General features: G+C 74.7%; 20 protein-coding genes. 9 read left to right on the forward strand and 11 right to left on the reverse strand.

Translation table 11 applies throughout. The features are described from left to right. Positions 1-51: 51 nt before the first annotated feature. From PHK61_RS13500 to PHK61_RS13515, 4 genes are read right to left on the reverse strand one after another with little or no spacing between them, the layout of a single operon-like run. The gene (locus PHK61_RS13500; protein WP_274281506.1) at positions 52-774 is read right to left on the reverse strand and encodes an SDR family NAD(P)-dependent oxidoreductase; all 723 of its coding nucleotides are present in this window, start codon (positions 772-774) and stop codon (positions 52-54) included. Then, the gene (locus PHK61_RS13505; RefSeq protein WP_274281507.1) at positions 771-1,226 is read right to left on the reverse strand and encodes a GatB/YqeY domain-containing protein; all 456 of its coding nucleotides are present in this window, start codon (positions 1,224-1,226) and stop codon (positions 771-773) included. Before PHK61_RS13505 ends, PHK61_RS13500 begins: the two co-directional genes overlap by 4 nt. Before the next feature lie 13 nt (positions 1,227-1,239). Further along, positions 1,240-1,971, reverse strand: coding sequence for an SDR family oxidoreductase (locus tag PHK61_RS13510; RefSeq protein ID WP_274281508.1), 732 nt, complete (start codon positions 1,969-1,971; stop codon positions 1,240-1,242). Positions 1,972-1,990: 19 nt separating this feature from the next. Further along, positions 1,991-2,335 (reverse strand): VOC family protein, encoded by a 345-nt coding sequence (locus PHK61_RS13515; RefSeq protein ID WP_274281509.1) that lies wholly within the window; start codon positions 2,333-2,335, stop codon positions 1,991-1,993. Positions 2,336-2,422: 87 nt separating this feature from the next. Between PHK61_RS13515 and PHK61_RS13520 the strand changes: the two genes are divergently transcribed. Next, positions 2,423-2,983 carry an RNA polymerase sigma factor gene (locus tag PHK61_RS13520; RefSeq protein ID WP_274281510.1) on the forward strand — a complete coding sequence of 187 codons (561 nt, stop codon included), beginning with the start codon at positions 2,423-2,425 and terminating at the stop codon, positions 2,981-2,983. Further along, on the forward strand, positions 2,980-3,720 hold the full coding sequence (locus tag PHK61_RS13525; RefSeq protein WP_274281511.1) for a methylated-DNA--[protein]-cysteine S-methyltransferase: 741 nt from the start codon (positions 2,980-2,982) through the stop codon (positions 3,718-3,720). Before PHK61_RS13520 ends, PHK61_RS13525 begins: the two co-directional genes overlap by 4 nt. A 61-nt stretch (positions 3,721-3,781) precedes the next feature. Here PHK61_RS13525 and PHK61_RS13530 read toward each other — a convergent pair whose 3' ends face one another. The 3 genes from PHK61_RS13530 to msrA form a co-directional block, all read right to left on the reverse strand. Next, complete coding sequence (locus PHK61_RS13530; RefSeq protein WP_274281512.1) at positions 3,782-4,603, reverse strand: mycofactocin-coupled SDR family oxidoreductase; 822 nt, start codon at positions 4,601-4,603, stop codon at positions 3,782-3,784. 67 nt (positions 4,604-4,670) lie between these two features. After that, on the reverse strand, positions 4,671-5,462 hold the full coding sequence (locus PHK61_RS13535; protein ID WP_274281513.1) for a DUF1684 domain-containing protein: 792 nt from the start codon (positions 5,460-5,462) through the stop codon (positions 4,671-4,673). Next, on the reverse strand, positions 5,459-6,019 hold the full coding sequence (gene msrA / locus PHK61_RS13540) for a peptide-methionine (S)-S-oxide reductase MsrA (RefSeq protein WP_274281514.1): 561 nt from the start codon (positions 6,017-6,019) through the stop codon (positions 5,459-5,461). Before msrA ends, PHK61_RS13535 begins: the two co-directional genes overlap by 4 nt. Before the next feature lie 67 nt (positions 6,020-6,086). On the opposite strand from msrA, the gene PHK61_RS13545 reads away from it, so the two are divergent. Beyond that, complete coding sequence (locus PHK61_RS13545; protein ID WP_274281515.1) at positions 6,087-6,554, forward strand: SRPBCC family protein; 468 nt, start codon at positions 6,087-6,089, stop codon at positions 6,552-6,554. Here PHK61_RS13545 and PHK61_RS13550 read toward each other — a convergent pair. After that, positions 6,508-7,074 carry a 2'-5' RNA ligase family protein gene (locus PHK61_RS13550; RefSeq protein WP_274281516.1) on the reverse strand — a complete coding sequence of 189 codons (567 nt, stop codon included), beginning with the start codon at positions 7,072-7,074 and terminating at the stop codon, positions 6,508-6,510. The genes PHK61_RS13545 and PHK61_RS13550 overlap by 47 nt on opposite strands. A gap of 48 nt (positions 7,075-7,122) precedes the next feature. On the opposite strand from PHK61_RS13550, the gene PHK61_RS13555 reads away from it, so the two are divergent. From PHK61_RS13555 to PHK61_RS13570, 4 genes are read left to right on the forward strand one after another with little or no spacing between them, the layout of a single operon-like run. Further along, positions 7,123-8,103 carry an LLM class flavin-dependent oxidoreductase gene (locus PHK61_RS13555; RefSeq protein ID WP_274281517.1) on the forward strand — a complete coding sequence of 327 codons (981 nt, stop codon included), beginning with the start codon at positions 7,123-7,125 and terminating at the stop codon, positions 8,101-8,103. Continuing rightward, on the forward strand, positions 8,100-8,549 hold the full coding sequence (locus PHK61_RS13560) for a helix-turn-helix transcriptional regulator (RefSeq protein ID WP_274281518.1): 450 nt from the start codon (positions 8,100-8,102) through the stop codon (positions 8,547-8,549). Before PHK61_RS13555 ends, PHK61_RS13560 begins: the two co-directional genes overlap by 4 nt. Positions 8,550-8,555: 6 nt before the next feature. Then, positions 8,556-8,975 carry a VOC family protein gene (locus PHK61_RS13565; RefSeq protein WP_274281519.1) on the forward strand — a complete coding sequence of 140 codons (420 nt, stop codon included), beginning with the start codon at positions 8,556-8,558 and terminating at the stop codon, positions 8,973-8,975. 28 nt (positions 8,976-9,003) lie between these two features. Next, positions 9,004-11,445, forward strand: a complete 2,442-nt coding sequence (locus PHK61_RS13570; protein WP_274281520.1) for an excinuclease ABC subunit UvrA — start codon at positions 9,004-9,006, stop codon at positions 11,443-11,445. Here the strand turns inward: PHK61_RS13570 and PHK61_RS13575 are convergent. Continuing rightward, positions 11,430-12,323, reverse strand: a complete 894-nt coding sequence (locus PHK61_RS13575) for a LysR family transcriptional regulator (protein WP_274281521.1) — start codon at positions 12,321-12,323, stop codon at positions 11,430-11,432. The genes PHK61_RS13570 and PHK61_RS13575 overlap by 16 nt on opposite strands. An 83-nt stretch (positions 12,324-12,406) precedes the next feature. Between PHK61_RS13575 and PHK61_RS13580 the strand changes: the two genes are divergently transcribed. Further along, positions 12,407-13,540, forward strand: coding sequence for an EamA family transporter (locus tag PHK61_RS13580; protein ID WP_274281522.1), 1,134 nt, complete (start codon positions 12,407-12,409; stop codon positions 13,538-13,540). Between the two features lie 315 nt (positions 13,541-13,855). Here PHK61_RS13580 and PHK61_RS13585 read toward each other — a convergent pair whose 3' ends face one another. Beyond that, complete coding sequence (locus PHK61_RS13585; RefSeq protein ID WP_274281523.1) at positions 13,856-14,518, reverse strand: Rv1733c family protein; 663 nt, start codon at positions 14,516-14,518, stop codon at positions 13,856-13,858. Positions 14,519-14,666: 148 nt separating this feature from the next. On the opposite strand from PHK61_RS13585, the gene PHK61_RS13590 reads away from it, so the two are divergent. Beyond that, positions 14,667-15,041 carry a cupin domain-containing protein gene (locus tag PHK61_RS13590; RefSeq protein WP_274281524.1) on the forward strand — a complete coding sequence of 125 codons (375 nt, stop codon included), beginning with the start codon at positions 14,667-14,669 and terminating at the stop codon, positions 15,039-15,041. Between the two features lie 6 nt (positions 15,042-15,047). Here PHK61_RS13590 and PHK61_RS13595 read toward each other — a convergent pair whose 3' ends face one another. Then, positions 15,048-16,535, reverse strand: coding sequence for a class I adenylate-forming enzyme family protein (locus PHK61_RS13595; RefSeq protein ID WP_274281525.1), 1,488 nt, complete (start codon positions 16,533-16,535; stop codon positions 15,048-15,050). Positions 16,536-16,576 lie beyond the last annotated feature (41 nt).

Genomic DNA, 16,576 nt, shown 5'->3' on the forward strand with positions numbered 1-16,576 from the left:
GCGCGACTGCCGAGGCGCCCCGCCCCCAACACCCGCTTCTTCAGCACTCTCCTAGAGCGTCTGGCCCCCGTCGACGACGACGGTCTGCCCGGTCATCGCCCGACTCTCGACGAGTCCGAGCACGGCGCGGGCGACGTCCTCGGGTGTGGTCTCGCGGTCGAGCAGGGCCTTGGCCGCGAGCTCGCGGCCACGCTCCTCGTTGCCCGCCCACCAGCGGGTCAGGACGAGGCCGGGCGCGACCTCGTTGACCCGCACCGGCGCGAGCGCGCGGGCCAGCGAGCGCGTCAGCCCGTGCAGCGCGGACTTGCTCACCGCGTACGGGAGCGACGAGCCGCTGCCGGTCAGCCCGGCGATCGACCCGATGTTGACGACGACCCCGTCCTGCGCGGCCCGCAGGTCGTCGGCCGCGGCCCGGGCGCAGTACCAGGGCGCCATGAGGTTGACCGCGAGCAGCTGCTGCCAGACGTCGTCGGTGGCGCCGTCGAGGTCGTCGAGGGGCAGCGGGATCGTGGCGCCGGCGTTGTTCACCAGCACCTCGACCGGCCCGAGCCGTGCCCGCACGTCGGCGACCATCGCGCGCACCGCCGCGTCGTCGGTGACGTCGGCCGCGACCGCGATCGCCCGGCCGCCCTCGGCCTCGATCTCGGCCACCGTCGCCGCGGCGTCGTCCGAGGAGCGGCGATAGGAGATCGCGACGTCGTACCCCGCCCGGTGCAGCGCGAGGCTGCAGGCGCGCCCGATGCCGGTGCCGCCACCGGTGACCAGCGCCGTCACGAGCTCAGCTGCCGCTTGACCTCGCCCGACACGCGACGCCCGTCCGCGCGCCCCGCGACCTGCGGCTGCACCACCTTCATCACCTGGCCCATCTGCCTCGGTCCCTCGGCGCCGGTCTCGGTGATCGCCGCGGCGACGAGCGCGCCGAGCTCCTCGTCGGAGAGCTGGGCGGGCAGGTAGTCGGTGAGCACGGCCTGCTCGGCGCGCTCCCGGTCGGCGAGTTCCGTGCGCCCCGCGCCGTCGAAGGCCTCGGCGGACTCGCGGCGCTTCTTCGACTCGCGCCCGATCACCGTGACGACCTCGTCGTCGGTGAGCTCGCGGTGGGACTCCCCCGCGACCTCCTCGGTGTTGATCGCGGACAGCGTCATGCGCAGCGTCGCCACCCGCACCTCGTCGCGGGCCTTCATCGCGGTGGTGAGGTCGCTGCGCAGTCGCTCTTTCAGCTCGGCCACGGTCCCACCGTAGTCACGTGACGCGACGCAGAATCGGTGTCGGCAGCACGCGCAGCACCCGGCCGAGCACCGCCCACGGCCAGGTCGGCACGTAGGCGACGGCGGGGGCCTTCTCGATCAGGTCGGCCATGGCCCGGGTGCCGGTCGCGGCGTCCACCGAGAACGGCCTGCTCATGCCGCCGTTGAGCTCGGTGCGGATGTAGCCGGGCGCGAGCGTGGTGACCCGGATCGGGGTGTCGGCGACGTCGACCCGGATGCCCTCGGCGAGGTGCGAGAGCGCGGCCTTGGTCGCCGCGTAGGTGGTCTGCGCGCCCGGCAGCCCGCGGTCGGCGGCCACCGACGACACGACCACCAGGTGCCCCGCGTCCTGCGCCCGGAAGATCTCCATGGCGGCCTCGCACTGGGCCAGGGCGGCGACGAAGTTGGTCCGCGCCGTGGCGAGGTTGGCGTCGAACCGCCCGGTGCCGATCGGCGCGCCCTTGCCGACCCCGGCGTTGACGATCACGCGGTCGAGGCCGCCGAGCTCGTCGCGCAGCGCGCGCACCGTGGTGAACACGGCGTCGTGGTCGTCGACGTCGAGCTCGGCGATCGCGACGCGCACGCCGGTGGGGGCGAGCTCGTCGCGCAGCGCCTCGAGGCGGTCGAGGCGCCGGGCGACCAGCGCGAGGTCGTGGCCGCGGCCGGCGAGCTCGCGGGCCATGCCCGCGCCCAGCCCGGCGCTCGCTCCGGTGATCAGTGTCCGCACGGGCGACGTACCTACCAGCTCAGGGGTGGGCGAGCACGTTCACCACGACGCCCTGCGGGGTGCGCACGAAGAACCGGCGCACGCCCCAGGGCTCGTCGGTGAGCGGGTGGACGATCTCGTAGCCGGCGGCGACCGCCTGCTCGTGCACCGCGTCGACGTCGTCGACCTCGACGCTGACCCGGCTGTCCTCGGGCGCCGTCGCGTCGCGGGAGATGAGCTGGACCTGGCTGGTCCCGCTGCGGTGGTTCACCACCCAGCCCATGTCCATCGGGGTCTCGAGCCCGAGCAGGCCGGTCCAGAACGGCGCGTCGGCGGCGGGGTCGTCGACGGCGAGGTTGGCGACGATGCGGCGTATCCCGGTCATGGCTCCAGCCTGGTCTCCCGCCGGCCGGCGGTCTTGCAGGAATCGGAGGCCCGCCACGGATGGCGCGGTTGTGGTGTTCTCCCCGACGTGGCCGACGACGAGCAGCTGCGCACCGCGCTGGTCGAGGACCTCGACGCGGGGTTCGAGGCGGTGGTGCGCACCCACGGGGACGTGGTGCACGCGGTGGCGCGGCGCACCGCCGACCGGCCGGCGGACGCGGAGGACCTCGCCGCCGAGGCGCTCCTGCGCGCCTACCGGGCCCTGCGCGGCTACGACGCGCGGCGCATCGGGCGGCTGGACCTGCGCCCCTGGCTGCTGACGATCCTGCTCAACACCGCCCGCAACGACCGCCGCGACGCCGCCCGCCGGCCCCGGACCGACGGCGCCGCCGACCCGCCCGACCGCCCCAGCCCCGTCCCCGGGCCCGACGAGCGCGCGGCGGCCACCGACCTGCGCGAGCGCCTCGCGGTGCTCGTCGCCGAGCTCCCGGTCGCGCAGCGCACCGCCGTGGTGCTGCGCCACGTCGTCGACCTGCCGGTGGCCGAGGTGGCCGCCGTGCTCGCGTGCAGCGAGGGGACCGCCCGGTCGCACGCCGCCCGCGGGCTCGCCGCCCTGCGGGCACGCCTGACTCCCGAGGAGACCTCATGACCGACTCGCTGCTGGAAGACCTGCGCGACCTCGCCGGGCCCGCCCCCGCGACCCTCGCCGAGCGGGTCGTCGACGGCTGGGTGCAGGTGCCCGGCCCCCTCGGCGACGTGTACGCCGTGGTCGGCGCCCGCGGGGTGCGGCTGCTGCGCACCGCCGCCTACGCCGGCGAGCTGGGCACGTTCCTCGAGGACTACCGCACCCGCCACGGACGCCCCGTGCGCCCGGCCGCGCGCCCGCCCCGGGGCCTGCTGCCCGCCCTGCGCGGCACCGGCCCGGGACCGGCGCTCGACCTGGACGCGCTGACCCCGTTCGCCCGCGAGGTCCTCGCCGTCACCGCGCGCATCCCGTCCGGACAGACCCGGCCCTACGGCTGGGTGGCACGCGAGGCCGGGCACCCGAAGGCCGTGCGCGCGGTGGGCTCGGTGCTCGCCCGCAACCCGGTGCCGCTGCTCGTGCCCTGCCACCGCGTCGTGCGCGGCGACGGCGACCTCGGGCAGTACCTCTCGGGGCGCGCGGACAAGGTGGCGCTGCTGGAGCGCGAGGGCGTGGAGCTCGACCGCCTGGCCGACCTCGCCGCGTCCGGCACCCGGCTGATCGGCAGCGACACCACGGGCGTCGTGTGCCTGCCGACCTGCCACCACGCGCGCCGGATCACCACGGCCCACCGCCACGGGTTCGCGAGCCTGGACCGCGCCCGCGCCGCCGGCTACCGCCCCTGCCGCGACTGCCGGCCCTGAGCCGTGTGGGTGACGTGCGTGATCTTCGGTGCGATCGCCCAGAAGATCGCGCACGGAGGGGTCAGCGCGCCGTGAACCCGGCGTCGACGGGCAGCGCCACGCCGGTGACGTAGCGGGCGCCGTCGGACACGAGCCACTCGACCGCCGCGGTGACGTCCGCGGCGTCGAGGAGGCCGACCGGCAGCAGGTTGCCGACGTCGGGCACCTCGCCGTCGGGCGGGTCGGTGAACAGGGCGGCGACGGCGTCGTTGAGCACCATCGTCGTCGCCACCCCGGACGGGTGCACCGAGTTGACGCGGATGCCGTGCGGCGCGAGCCAGTGCGCCCAGCCCCGCACGAGCCCGACGAGCGCGTGCTTGCTGGCGATGTAGCCGTCGAGCTGCCCGCTGCCGTCGCCCCCGCGGCCGGTGAGCCCCATCGACGAGCTGGTGACGACGACGGCGCCGCCCCGGCCCTGCGCGATCATGGTCGGCGCGGCGGCCTGCACCGTGTTCCAGACGCCGACCGTGTTGACGTCGAGCTGGTCGCGGAACGCCCGCGCGGCCGAGACGTGCGGCGACGCCATCCCGATCCCGGCGTTGGCCAGCACGATGTCGACGCCGCCGAGCTCGTCGATGCCCGCGGCGACCGCGTCGCCCAGCGCCGAGGCGTCCCGGACGTCGGCGACGTGGGCACTCACCCGCCCACCGCGCTCGCGGATCCCGGCGGCCGTCCCGGCGAGGTCGTCGGGACTCGCCATCGGGTACGCGACGCCCTCGTCCGGCGCGCACACGTCGATCGCGATGACGTCCGCGCCCTGCTCGGCGAGCCGCCACGCGTGGCTGCGGCCCTGTCCTCGGGCCGCGCCGGTGATCAGGGCGACCCGTCCGGTGTGTTCGGCCATGCCGCGGGACCGTACCGCAGTGGTCCTGATTTGCAACCACTCGGTACGGCACCGCGACCGTTCCCGGTCAGACCGGCGTCTTCTCCCCCGCCTCGACCGGCACCGTGACCAGGTTGCCCGCCGGCGGCAGCGGGCAGGTCGCGAACGCCGTGAACGAGCAGGGCAGGTTCAGCGTGCGGTTCAGGTCGATCCGCACCGACCCGTCGTCGGCCGGGGCGTCGGTGCGCAGGACGCGCCCGCCGCCGTAGGTGCTGTGCCCCGAGGTCCCGTCCCGGAAGTGCAGCCGCAGCTCGGCACCCTCGCCGCCCAGGGCGATGAGCTCCTGCTCCTCGCCGCCGAGCGTGAACGACACCGTGCCCACGGCGGTCGGGTGGAACCCGAGGCCGTCGACGACCGTGTCGACGTCGAGGCGCCGCGGCGCGTCCCAGGGGGTGAACCGGCCGGTGACGATCCACGCGGCGTCGACCGGGAAGGCGGGCACGCCGGCGAACCGCGCGAGGGTCGGACCCTGCGGGTCGCGGATGCGCAGCCCCAGGTGCTCCTCGCGGCGGATCACCTCGACCCGCCGCTGCCCCACGGCCACGAGGACGCCCGGCTTGCCGTCGACCGGCTCGACCCGGACGGTGCCGTCGACCGGCTCGCCGTCCACGGACACGCCGTCGCCGGCGGTCGCGGTGATCTCGACGGCTCCGCCGACGGCCCGCCACGTGCCGGGCAGGTCCGCATACGTCCGTGCCTGCCCGTCGAGCCAATGCAGCCCGGTGAGGCTGAGCCACCCGTGCGGCGCGCGGAGCGTGTCCTCACGCTCCGCGTGCCACGCGGCCCAGGACCCGGCGAGGTCCTCCTCGACCGCCGTCATGCCGACGTCGTCTCCTCGCGCTTCGGCAGCACCCAGCCCGGGCGCACGAAGTGGCACGTGTAGCCCCAGGGCATCTTCTGCAGGTAGTCCTGGTGCTCCGGCTCGGCCTCCCAGAACTCGCTGGCCGGCTCCACCTCGGTCACCACCGGCCCGGGCCACAGGCCCGAGGCGTCGACGTCCGCGATCGTGTCGCGGGCGACGCGCTCCTGCTCGGGGCTCGTGTAGTAGATCGCCGACCGGTAGCTGCGGCCGATGTCGTTGCCCTGCCGGTTGCGCGTCGACGGGTCGTGGATCTGGAAGAAGAACTCCAGGATCTCGCGGTAGGAGATCGTCGAGTCGTCGAACACGACCTCCACGGCCTCGGCGTGGTCGCCGTGACGACGGTAGGTCGCGTTCGGGGTGTTCGGGTCGCCGGAGTAGCCGACCCGGGTCGAGAGGATGCCGGGTCGCTGACGCAACAGCTCCTGGGCACCCCAGAAGCACCCACCGGCCAGGATCGCGGTCTGAGTGGCCACGGACTTCCCTCCTCGTTCTCGCCTGCAGGTGGCACAACGCATTCGGCAGGACGGCTGTTCCGCCCATCCGGGCCGGTGATGTGCCACTCGGGGTGACATGCTGCGCACCGTGAGCGAGCAGCGCATCGAGGTCACCCGATGGATCGCGGCCGAACCGGCGACCGTCTTCGACGTCCTGCGCGATCCCCACGGCCACGTCGCGATCGACAGCTCCGGGATGCTCATGGACGCGGACGGCGAGCCCGTGGAGTCCGTCGGCGACCGGTTCACCGTGCGCATGGACCGCGAGGCGCTCGGCGACCGCCCCCTCGGGCGCTACGACGTCGACGTCGTCATCACCGTCTACGAGCCCGACATCGAGATCGCCTGGACCGTCGAGGGGCAGCTGCGCCCGTACATCGGCCACGTCTACGGCTACCGTCTCGAGCCCGTGGAGGACGGCACGCGGGTGACGTCCTACTACGACTGGTCGACGGTCCATCCCGAGTGGGCGGCCCGCGACATCTTCCCGGTGATCCACCCGCAGTCGCTCAGGGCGACCCTGGGGATCCTAGCCCGGGCGGTCCAGAAGGACTGACCCCGAGCGGCACCTCCGCCGCGACGTCCCAGGTCTCGGTCCGCACCATCAGCGCGACGCGGTCCACGCGCACAGTCAGCGGCAGCCGCGGGGCGAGCGCGGCCTCGGCGGCCCGCAGCGCCGACGCGGACGCGGCGCGCCGGAGCCCGACCGTCAGGTGCGGGACGAGCTCGCGGTCCTCGGCGGGCAGCTCCGGGAACGCCGCACGGATCCGCCCCGCGATCTCCCGGAACGCGGCGACCGGCTCCGGGGCCAGCCAGAGCACCTTCTCGCCGAACCATCGCAGCGCGGCGAACGTGCACGGGAACGCGGGGACGGCGGCGACCGCGTCCCGCAGCGCGGCCACGGTCCCGGCGGCGACCCGGCCGGGCGCGACGAACGGGCGCACGAGGGTGAGGTGCGCGCCGAGCCCGCGGCGGGCGGTGGGGTCGAGCTCGGCGCGGAACGGGCCCACGAGCGGCTCGGCGTCCGGGACGAGCGCGGCGATCATCGTCCGGCGGGCGGCGGGGTCGACGGGCACATCGCCGAGCATGCCCGCCGACCGGCGCCGTCCCCTACGGTCGACCGCGTGCGCTGGTCGATCGCGATCCCCCAGTTCGGCGTCGGCACCTTCGACGCGGCCGGGGTGAAGGCCCACCTCGCGCGCGCCGAGGAACTGGGGTTCGACGGCGCCTGGACCATGGAGCTCACGGTCGGCAAGGCCCCGGTGCTGGCGCCGCTGGAGGTCCTCGCGTACGCGGCCGCGTGCACCGAGCGCCTGCGGCTCGGGGTCGGCGTGCTGATCGGCACCCTGCACGACCCGCTGCAGCTCGCGGCCGCGCTGACCACCGTCGACCGCCTGAGCCACGGCCGGCTCGACGTCGGGATCGCGCCCGGCGGCGGCTCCCGGGACTTCGCGGCCTTCGGGGTCGAGCGCGAGACCTTCGTCGCGCGCTTCACCGAGGGGCTCGCGCTCATGCAGGCGGCCTGGTCCGACGCGCCGCGCATCAGCTTCGCGGGCCGGTTCCGGCAGTGCGAGGACCTGGCGATCGCGACGAAGCCCGTGCAGCGCCCGCACCCGCCGGTCTGGTTCGGGGGCAGCGCACCCCGGGCGCTGGCGCGCGCCGCGCGGCTCGGCGACGCGTTCCTGGGCGCGGGCTCGGTGACCACCGCCGCGTTCGCGGACCAGGTCGTCGTGCTCCGTCGCGAGCTGGAGGAGCAGGGCCGCGATCTCGCGGGCTTCCCGCTCGCGAAGCGCGTCTACGTCCGCGTCGACGACGACCCCGCGCGGGCGCGCGAAGGAATGGTCGCGAGCCTGCACGGGCTCTACGGGCGCAAGCCCGGGATCGAGGACGTGCCGGTCACCGGCACCCCGCAGGAGGTGGCCCGGGGCCTCGCCGAGGTCCGCGACGCGGGCGCCGCGATGATCCTGCTCGATCCGCTGTGTGACGACGTCGGCGCCGACCGTGAGCAGCTCGAGCGCCTCGCCGCCGACGTCCTGCCGATGGTGGGTCAGCCCGGTTCGCGGAGTCGGACGGCGGGCCCGCCCGTGGCACGATCCACCGGGTGACCAGCCGTCCCTCCCGGGAGGAGCACCTGCGCGACCTCGCGCTGCTGCGCCGCGTCCGCGATCGGATCGACCGCGAGTACGCGCAGCCGCTCGACGTCGAGGCGCTCGCGCGCGGAGTCCACTGGTCGGCGGGCCACCTGAGCCGCGAGTTCCGGCGCGCCTACGGCGAGTCGCCCTACAGCTACCTCATGACCCGGCGCATCGAGCGGGCGATGGCGCTGCTGCGCCGCGGCGACATGAGCGTCACCGACGTCTGCTTCGCGGTCGGCTCGTCGTCGCTCGGGACGTTCAGCACGCGCTTCACCGAGCTGGTCGGGGTCTCCCCGAGCGTCTACCGCAAGCAGCAGGCCGGCCCGGGCCCGGGCATGCCCCCGTGCGTGGCCAAGCAGGTGACCCGACCGATCAGGAATCGAGAAGCACCCGTCGCCGGACCGCCCCTAGCGTGATCTCCCATGGACCTCACGATTCACAACACCTTCCTCCCCCACAACGACAACGACGCCTCCCTCGCGTTCTACCGCGACGTCCTCGGCTTCGAGGTGCGCAACGACGTCGAGTGGAACGGGCTGCACTGGCTCACCGTCGGGCCCGTCGACCAGCCCGGGACGTCGATCGTGCTGTACCCGCCGGCCGCCCAGCCCGGGATGACGGAGGAGGAGCGCCGGACCGTCGCCGAGATGATGGCCAAGGGCACGTACGCGTCGATCAACCTCGCCACCAAGGACCTCGACGACACGTTCGGGCGGCTGCAGGCCGGCATGAGTCACGGGGCCGAGGTCGTCCAGGAACCGACCGACCAGCCGTGGGGCATCCGCGATGCCGCCTTCCGCGACCCCGCAGGCAGCACCATCCGGATCTTCGAGGTGAAGTGAAGCAGTCACGCGCAGGGACGGAGACCCGATGAGCACGGCCACGACCGCGTCCGGCAGGGCGAACGGCACCGGCAGCCCGGCCGGGCACGACGCCGACAGCCACGACCTGATCCGCGTCCACGGCGCCCGCGAGAACAACCTGCGCGATGTCAGCGTGGAGCTGCCGAAGCGCCGGCTGTCCGTGTTCACCGGGGTCTCCGGATCCGGCAAGAGCTCGCTGGTGTTCGGCACGATCGCCGCCGAGTCCCAGCGGATGATCAACGAGACCTACAGCGCGTTCGTACAGGGCTTCATGCCGACGCTGAACCGGCCCGACGTCGACGTCCTCGACGGGCTGACCACGGCGATCGTCGTCGGCCAGGAGCGGATGGGCGGCGACGTCCGCTCGACCGTCGGCACGGCCACCGACACCGGGGCGATGCTGCGCATCCTGTTCAGCAGGCTCGGCGTGCCCCACATCGGCGGGCCGCAGGCCTTCTCGTTCAACGTCGCCTCGCTGTCCGGCGCCGGCGCGGTGACGTTCGAGAAGGGCGGCCGCGAGATCAAGGAACGCCGCGAGTTCAGCATCACCGGCGGCATGTGCCCGCGCTGCGAGGGCCGGGGCACCGCGTCCGACTTCGACCTGACGGCGCTCTACGACGACTCCAAGTCGATCAACGAGGGCGCGATCACCGTCCCCGGCATGAGCATGGACGGCTGGTTCGGCCGCATCCTGCGCGGCTGCGGGTTCTTCGACCCGGACAAGCCGATCGCGCGCTTCACCCGGCGGGAGCTGAACGACCTGCTCTACAAGGAGCCGGTCAAGCTCAAGATCGAGGGCATCAACCTCACCTACACCGGGCTGATCAACCAGATCCAGAAGTCCTTCCTGTCGAAGGACCGGGAGGCGATGCAGCCCTACGTGCGCGCGTTCGTCGACCGCGCGGTGGTGTTCACGACGTGCCCGGAGTGCCACGGCACCCGGCTGAGCGAGGCCGCCCGCTCGTCGCTCATCGACGGGAAGAACATCGGTGACGTCTGCGCGATGCAGATCAGCGATCTCGCCGAGTGGGTGCGGGGGCTGGACGAACCGAGCGTGGGTCCCCTGCTCGCGTCGCTGTCGGAGACCCTCGACTCGTTCGTCGAGATCGGGCTCGGCTACCTCTCGCTCGACCGGCCGGCGGGCACGCTGTCGGGCGGCGAGGCGCAGCGCACCAAGATGATCCGCCACCTCGGCTCGGCGCTCACCGACGTCACCTACGTGTTCGACGAGCCCACCATCGGGCTGCACCCGCACGACATCGCGCGCATGAACGACCTGCTGCTGCGCCTGCGGGACAAGGGCAACACGGTGCTCGTCGTCGAGCACAAGCCCGAGACCATCGCGATCGCCGACCACGTCGTCGACCTGGGGCCGGGCGCGGGCACGGCCGGCGGCGAGATCGTCTTCGAGGGCTCCCTGGCCGGGCTGCGCGGCAGCGGGACGCTGACCGGTCGCCACCTCGACGACCGGGCGTCGCTCAAGGGGTCGGTGCGCGCCCCCACCGGGGTGATGGAGGTGCGCGGGGCCGACAGCCACAACCTGCGCGGTGTCGACGTCGACATCCCGCTCGGCGTGCTCGTCGCCGTCACCGGCGTGGCCGGCTCCGGGAAGAGCTCGCTGATCCACGGGTCGGTGGCCGGGCGCGAGGGCGTCGTGGTGGTCGACCAGGCCCCGATCAAGGGCTCGCGGCGCAGCAACCCGGCCACCTACACCGGGCTGCTCGAGCCGATCCGCAAGGCGTTCGCGAAGGCCAACGGCGTCAAGCCCGCGCTGTTCAGCGCCAACTCCGAGGGTGCCTGCCCGAACTGCAACGGCGCCGGGGTGATCTACACCGACCTCGGGATCATGGCGGGCATCTCGACGCTCTGCGAGGTCTGCGAGGGCAAGCGCTTCGACGCCTCGGTGCTGGAGTACCGCCTGGGCGGGAAAGACATCAGCGAGGTCCTCGCGATGCCGGTGGCCGAGGCGGCGGAGTTCTTCGGCGCCGGGCGGGAGACGGAGCGAAGCGGAGCTCGACCCGTCACTACGGCGCGGACCCCGGCGGCGCACAAGATCCTCGTCCGGCTCGCCGACGTCGGGCTCGGCTACCTCACGCTCGGCCAGCCGCTGACCACGCTCTCGGGCGGCGAGCGGCAGCGGCTCAAGCTGGCGACGCAGATGGCCGAGCAGGGCGCGGTCTACGTCCTCGACGAGCCGACGACCGGTCTGCACCTCGCCGACGTCGAGCAGATGCTGGGTCTGCTCGACCGCCTCGTCGACGGCGGCAAGTCGGTCATCGTCATCGAGCACCACCAGGCCGTGATGGCGCACGCCGACCGGATCATCGACCTCGGGCCGGGCGCCGGGCACGACGGCGGGCGCGTGGTCTTCGAGGGCACGCCGGCCGAGCTCGTCGCCGACCGCTCCACCCTGACCGGCCGCCACCTCGCCGACTACGTCGGCGCCTGAGCCACCACCTGGGCGAGCACCAGGGCCAGCGGCGGCCACGTCTCGCGGCCCCGGCGGGTCACCGCGGACGCGCGCAGGCGGACCGCGGGGGCGGTCAGCGGGACGATCGCGATCCCGGGTGCCGTGGGGCGGTCGTGCGGGAGGAGGCCGACGCCGAGGCCGGCGAGGATGAGGTCCTCGACCAGGTCGAGGCTGTCGGCCTCGTGCGTCGTGCGCAGCGCGAAGCCCGCCATCGACGCGAGCGTGCGCAGGACCTGCTCGTCGGCGGGGTTGCGCGAGTTGCCGATCCAGGCGCAGTCGCGGAAGGCGGTGACGACGGCGAGGGAGTCGCCCGCGTCGTCGGGTACCTCGGCGGCGGGGACCGCGAGGCCCCAGGCGGTCGACCACAGCGGCGTCGCGGCGAGGTCGGGGTCGAGGGCGGCCGGGGCGAGGTCGTAGTCGTAGGTCAGGGCGAGGTCGATGCGGTCGGCGACGAGCATGGCGTGCGCCTCGGCCGGCTCGTACTCGCGGATCGTCAGGGCTACCCGGGGGTGCGTGCGGGCCATGGCGACGACCGTCGGCATGAGCGTGCGGCGGATCGCGCTGGCGAACCCCGCGACGCGCACGAGGCCGCGCGGCTCGGCGTCCGGGTCGAGATCGCGCTGCGCGGCCTCGACCGCGGCCAGGATCGTGCGCCCGTGCTCGGCGAGCCGCTGACCCGCCGGGGTGAGGCGCGCCCGCCGCCCGTCCGGCTCGACCAGCGCGGCGCCGGCCTCGCGGGCGAGCGCGGCGATCTGCTGCGAGACCACCGAGGTGCTCGTGCCCATGAGCTCGGCGACCACCCGCATCGAGCCGTGCCGGTCGAACTCGACGAGGTAGGGCAGGCGCCGCGTGTCCACCGGTACATCATCCGCGATCCACGGACGTTTCGTGAAGGAATCTCACGTGGACGTGAACGATAGCGCGCTCTTCACTGGTCCCCGTGACCCCACGCCTGCTCCCCACCTCGGCCCGCAGCGGCGCCGCCATGGCCGTCGGCGCGATGTTCTGCGTGCAGCTCGGACTCGCCCTGTCGACCGGGCTCTTCGCGGCCGTCGGACCGGCCGGCACGGCGTGCCTGCGACTGCTGTTCGCCGGCGCCCTGCTGCTCGTCCTCGTGCGTCCGCGCCCGTCGGCGTTCACCCGCTCGAGCCTGGCCGCCTGCGTCGCGCTGGGCACGGTCACCGCGGGGCTGACGATCCTGTTCACCGAGGCCATCGCCCGCATCCCGCTGGGCACCGCGTCGGCGCTCGAGTTCCTCGGCCCGCTCGGGGTGGCGCTCGTCCGCGGCCGGGGGCGCGCCCGGGGCTGGGCGCTGCTCGCCGCGGTCGGCGTCGTCCTGCTGACCCACCCGTGGCAGTCGGGCCTCGACACCGCGGGCGTCGGCTTCGCCCTCGCCGCCGCAGCCTGCTGGGCCGGGTACATCCTGCTCACCCAGCGCGTCGGCGACCACGTCACCGGGCTCACCGGGCTCGCGGTCTCGATGCCGGTGGCCGGGCTGGTCGCCGCGGTCGTCGCCGGCCCGGGTCTGGTCGCTGACGCCGGGGGCGGCGCGCTCGACGCGTCGGTGCTGCTCACGGCGCTCGCGATCGCGCTGCTGATGCCCGTGGTGCCGTTCAGCCTGGAGCTGCTCGCGCTGCGCCGGCTGACCACCGCGGCGTTCGGCACGCTGATGTGCCTCGAGCCCGCCATCGCCCTCGCGATCGGCGCCGTGCTCCTCGCCCAGACGCCGTCGCTCGAGGCGGCCCTGGGCATCGCGGCGGTCGTCGCGGCGGGCATCGGCGCGGAGCGTTCCGGAGCCCGCGGCTCGGGCGGCGGCTCAGGCGTAAGAGGCGACCAGTCCCACGACGACCCCCGCGAGGCCGACGACCGCCACGACCACGCCCCAGGAGAGGGCCGGACGGACGGCGCGGGTGCGCCGCGTCCCCCACATCACCACGGCGGGCAGGAGCCCGAGCGCGGCGAGCCCGAGGAAGGGCACGGTCAGCGCGGCGCCGGTCGTGCCGCCCGGGATCGCCCGGTCGCGGTCCGCGTCGAGCTGCGCCCGGACGACGTCCCCGGCCGACGAGTCGGGTGAGGCGTCGACGGCGACCGGGGGGCTCCCGTCGTCGGGCACGAACGCCGTCGCAGTCGTAGCGGCCCCGGCCGAGGTCCAGGCACTGCTCGACGGTGAGCGTGCCCGGCGTGCCGACCGCACCCGCCGCCAGCCGGACGTCGCCGATCCCGAGCGCCAGGGGCAGCACGGCGATCACCGCCCAGAGGACCACGAGGACGGTGCGGCCGACCGGACCGGGCTCCCGGGCCCGCCCGGGTCTCGGGGCGTACGTCACGAACGTGCGGCGGTGAACGCGAGGTCCATGACCGTTTCCTACCGGACGCGGCCCGGCGGGGATCAGTGCCGTCGATCGGGATCCGGTTCGAGGTCGGGCTCGGGCTCCGGGTCGGCGAAGCGACGCCAGGCGCGGTCCCAGGACCGCAGGCGGGCGCGGTCGAGGACGTGGCGCAGCCCCGCGAGCAGGACGAGCGAGAGCGTCAGGTCGGTGATCAGCAGGAACGCGGTGACCAGCGCTCCGTGCGCGCCCGGGGCCGTCGACGGCATCGGCGGGGGTGTCGGCCGGTCGGCGGCGTCCACCCAGAGCACTCGCCTCTCGCCGGGTGCCGTGCCCTCGGGCACGCGCGCGAGCCCCGTGCGCGGGAAACCGTCGGCGCCGAGCCAGCGCACCGGGGCCCGCACGACGTCGGACGAGGGGTCGGAGGCCCCGTCCCCCACGGGCCGGGACGCGACGTCACCGCCCGCCGGCGGGTGCCGGGTCGGCCGCGGCAGCACCTCGGCGATCACCGCGTGGCGCTCGTCCTGCTCGATCGCGGCCGTGGCGGCGAGCCGCGCAGTGACCTCTCCGCCGGCCGCCAGCGCGGCGGGCAGGAGCAGCAGCCCCGCGAGCAGCAGCACCCAGCGGGCCGCGACCTCGAGGCGGTCGCTCCCCCGCCGCAGCGTGGACCGCGGGGGCACGAACAGCCCGACCGCCCGGCGGGCCGCGCCCGTCCTCGCGCCCATGGTGCTCCCCTCGCTCCCGCTCCTGGGAGCCTGGGGACGGGCCGGACGGCGAGGCAGGGTCGACCGGCCCGCCGACCCCGGGACCTCCGGCCCTGTGGCGCAGCGCGGCGGAACGGTCACACGAGGTCGTCGGCGAGATCATGGGGGCATGAGCTTCTTCGTGCGGCCCGCGGGCGAGGGCGACCGGTACGGGTTCGGGGGCGCGACCTTCACCGTGAAGGCGAGCGGGTCCGACACCGAGGGCCGGGTCGGGGTGATGGAGCAGACGGGACCGGCGGGACTGACCGTGCCCCCGCACACCCACGAGGGCGAGGACGAGATGTTCTACGTCCTCGAGGGCGAGCTGCGCGGCTTCTGCGGCGACGAGCGCTTCACGGCCTCGGCGGGCGACTTCATCTTCCTGCCCCGCGACGTGGAGCACGGCTTCGAGGTCGTCGGCGACGGCCCGGCCCGGGCGCTCACGATCTGCGGGCCGGCCCGCTTCGACGCCCTCGTCGTCGCGCATGGCACCCCGCTGACCTGACGCCGCTCACCGGGAGGCCCCGAGGACCTCGTCGCGCAGCGCGTTCTTGAGGATCTTGCCGATGGTGCTGCGGGGCAGCTCGTCGCGGACGACGACGGTCTCCGGGACCTTGAACCTCGACAGCCGCTCCGCGCACCACGCCACGAGCTCGGCGGGGTCCGCGCTCGCCCCGGGCCGCAGGACGACGTGGGCGACGATCGCCTCGTCGTGGACCGGGTCGGGCACCCCGTGGACGGCGCTCTCGAGCACGGCCGGGTGGGCGCCGAGCACCTGCTCGACCTCGCTCGCGGCGACGTTCTCGCCGGCCCGCTTCATCATGTCCTTGGCGCGGTCGACGAAGTACGCGCGCCCGATCTCGTCGAGACGCACCTGGTCGCCGGTGCGCAGCCAGCCGTCGTCGAACAGTGCCGCGGTCGCCTCCGGGCGCCCGTCGTAGCCCGGGGTCACGTCAACGCCCGGACGCCCGCGGACCTGCAGCTCGCCGGGCTCGCCCTCCTCGCCGACCACCCGGACCTCCACGCCCGGCAGCGGCAGGCCGATCGAGTCCCAGCGGCGCCGGTCGTCGAGGGGGTTCACGAACGGCGGGACGACCGTCTCGGTCATGCCGTAGAGCTGCAGCAGCGGTGCGCCGAACCGCGTCTCGAACTCGTGGGCCTGGGCCGGCGCGAGGTTCTGGGCGAACAGCACCAGCCGCAGGTCGTTGTCCGCGTCGTCCGGCGAGGGCACCGAGCGCGCCAGCACCATGCGGATGGGCGCGGCGAAGAGGCTGGCCAGCGTCGGGCGGAGCTCCCGCGCCTGAGCCGGCCACGCCGTCGCGGAGAAGCGGGACGCGACCGCCACTGCACCCCCCGCCACCAGCGCGGACATCAAGCAGTAGTACTGGGCGTTGCCGTGGAAGAGCGGCAGCGTGACCAGCCAGCGGTCCGCGGCGGTCACGCCGAGGTGCTCGGCGACGAGCCGGCCGACCTGCCGGTAGTTGGCGTGCGTGACCTGCACGCCCTTCGGCGCGCTGGTGGTGCCGGAGGTGAACATGATCGCGGCGAGCTCGGGCGTCGCGGCGGCGGGCGGCGGCGTGCGGCCGCGCCGCCGGGCGACGAGCTCGCCGAGCCCGAGGACGGTGCGCTCGCCCGCGACCGCGCGCACCGTCGCGGCCAGCGGCTCGTCCACCACCGACAGGACGGCCCGCGAGTCGGTGAGCTGGTGGCCGACCTCGTCGGCGGTCGAGAGCGGGTTCACCGGCACCACGACGGCCCCGAGCCGCGCGCAGGCGAACCAGACGTCGAGGAACTCGGGCCGGTTGGGCGTCATGAGGTGCACCCGCGCGCCGGGCTCCACCCCGAGCTCCGCGAGCAGGCCGGCGGTCTCGTCGGCGCGCCGGACCTGCTCGGCGTAGGAGACGGTCTCGACCCCGGCGTCGCCGGCGAACACCAGGAACGGCGCCTCGGGCCGGTCGGCGGCCGTCCCGGCGAGGAGGTCGTGGACGCTGCTGCTCACGGTTCCTCGACGTGTACTCGGGTACATGTTCGTCCCGGACC

The sequence above is a fragment of the Actinomycetospora lutea genome, assembly GCF_028737205.1.
In the GTDB taxonomy this organism is placed as follows: Bacteria; Actinomycetota; Actinomycetes; order Mycobacteriales; family Pseudonocardiaceae; genus Actinomycetospora; species Actinomycetospora lutea.

Excerpts from the sequence above, each read along its gene's own strand:
- PHK61_RS13515 (WP_274281509.1), bottom strand. The coding sequence starts at position 2,335 with ATGACCGGGATACGCCGCATCGTCGCCAACCTCGCCGTCGACGACCCC.
- PHK61_RS13525 (WP_274281511.1), top strand. The coding sequence starts at position 2,980 with ATGACCGACTCGCTGCTGGAAGACCTGCGCGACCTCGCCGGGCCCGCC.
- PHK61_RS13530 (WP_274281512.1), bottom strand. The coding sequence starts at position 4,603 with ATGGCCGAACACACCGGACGGGTCGCCCTGATCACCGGCGCGGCCCGA.
- PHK61_RS13535 (WP_274281513.1), bottom strand. The coding sequence starts at position 5,462 with ATGACGGCGGTCGAGGAGGACCTCGCCGGGTCCTGGGCCGCGTGGCAC.
- msrA (WP_274281514.1), bottom strand. The coding sequence starts at position 6,019 with ATGCGTTGTGCCACCTGCAGGCGAGAACGAGGAGGGAAGTCCGTGGCC.
- PHK61_RS13565 (WP_274281519.1), top strand. The coding sequence starts at position 8,556 with ATGGACCTCACGATTCACAACACCTTCCTCCCCCACAACGACAACGAC.
- PHK61_RS13570 (WP_274281520.1), top strand. The coding sequence starts at position 9,004 with ATGAGCACGGCCACGACCGCGTCCGGCAGGGCGAACGGCACCGGCAGC.
- PHK61_RS13585 (WP_274281523.1), bottom strand. The coding sequence starts at position 14,518 with ATGGGCGCGAGGACGGGCGCGGCCCGCCGGGCGGTCGGGCTGTTCGTG.
- PHK61_RS13590 (WP_274281524.1), top strand. The coding sequence starts at position 14,667 with ATGAGCTTCTTCGTGCGGCCCGCGGGCGAGGGCGACCGGTACGGGTTC.